Genomic DNA, 1,460 nt, shown 5'->3' on the forward strand with positions numbered 1-1,460 from the left:
AATTCCCGCTCACCGCCCTTGCCCACGTGGAAGGGCGAGGCATTGATGACCGCCAGCATTTCGGCGCCAGCTTCTTTGGCCAGCCGGGCCGGTTCTTCAAACCAGGCGTCCTCGCAGATCAGCAAGCCGATACGCACTGCGCCGGCGCCCTCGCCCGCCTCGAATACGCAAACCCCCTGGCCCGGCGTGAAATAACGGCGCTCGTCGAACACCTGGTAATTGGGCAGCTCACGCTTGGCATAGCTGGCGATCACCGCCCCCTCGCGCAGCACCCGGGCGGCGTTGTGCCGCTGCTGCACCTCGACGCTTTTGGTCCGCAAACCCTTGCCGCTGTCGCCGTGGGTGGGTGTGCCCACCACCACCGTCAGGCCCTTTAACCCGGCCAGCTCACGGGCGATGTGATTCACGGCATCATCACAGGCTTCGATGAAAGAGCGGCGCAAAAACAGGTCTTCGGCGGCATAACCGCAAATCGCCATCTCGGGCGTCAGCAGCAGGCGCGCACCATCGGCATACGCCGTGCGGGCGGCATCAATGATTTTTTGTGCATTGCCGGGCATGTCGCCCACGCAGTAGTTCAATTGGGCAACGCAGATTTTGAGAGTCATGGAAAAAGAAAAAACGGTAGGTGCTGTGGCTGAAAACGATTATGTCATTCGCGTCCTGAACTCGCCGGGGCAAGTCGATGCCAAGCTCTGGAACGACCTGCTCGCCCTGCAGGACCCGACCAGCGGGGTCAACCCCTTCATGCGCCACGAGTACCTGAGCGCCATGCACGACAGCGGCAGCGCCACGCCAGCCACCGGCTGGACCGCCGGGTTTTTCACCCTGTCCTGCGGCGATGAACTGGTGGGCGCCTGCGCGCTGTACCTGAAGGACCACTCCTACGGCGAATACGTCTTCGACCACGCCTGGGCCAACGCCTACCACCGGCACGGCCTGGCCTACTACCCCAAAGCGCTGGTCGCGCCACCTTTCACGCCCGTGCCGGGCCCCCGCCTGTTGGCGCGCGACGCCGCAGCACGCACCCTGCTGGTCAAGGCGCTGGTGGCCTGGTGCAGCGAGCAAAAGCTCTCCTCCCTTCACCTGTTGTTTGCCAGCGATGCGGATGTAGCAGCTTGCGAAGAAGCCGGCTTGATGCTGCGCCACGACGTGCAGTTTCACTGGACTGGCCAACCCGCAGGTTACCGTGATTTCGACGACTTCCTGATGTCGCTGAGCCAGGACAAGCGCAAAAAAATCCGCCAGGAGCGGCGCAAGGTGCTTGAAGCCGGGGTGACCTTTCGCTGGTCGCTGGGGAAGGACATTTCCGCGAACGACTGGGACTTCTTCTACAGCTGCTACGAACGCACTTATTACGAACACGGCAACGCCCCCTACCTGAGCCGCGACTTCTTCCAGCGCATGCAGGACACCATGCCGGAGAACTGGCTGCTGTTTGTGGCCGAGCGCGGCGACAG

2 protein-coding genes are annotated in these 1,460 nt (G+C 62.8%); one reads left to right on the top strand and one right to left on the bottom strand.

The features are described from left to right. Positions 1-608, bottom strand: a 608-nt coding sequence (locus tag ACESMT_RS00215) for a nitrilase-related carbon-nitrogen hydrolase (RefSeq protein WP_372824090.1), incomplete at its 3' end; no start/stop codon positions are given. Between ACESMT_RS00215 and ACESMT_RS00220 the strand changes: the two genes are divergently transcribed. After that, the coding region (locus tag ACESMT_RS00220; protein ID WP_372824092.1) for a peptidogalycan biosysnthesis protein at positions 607-1,460 on the top strand (854 nt) is incomplete at its 3' end. The genes ACESMT_RS00215 and ACESMT_RS00220 overlap by 2 nt on opposite strands.

Origin of the sequence: Polaromonas sp. (genome assembly GCF_041689105.1) — a bacterium.
In the GTDB taxonomy this organism is placed as follows: Bacteria; Pseudomonadota; Gammaproteobacteria; order Burkholderiales; family Burkholderiaceae_C; genus Polaromonas.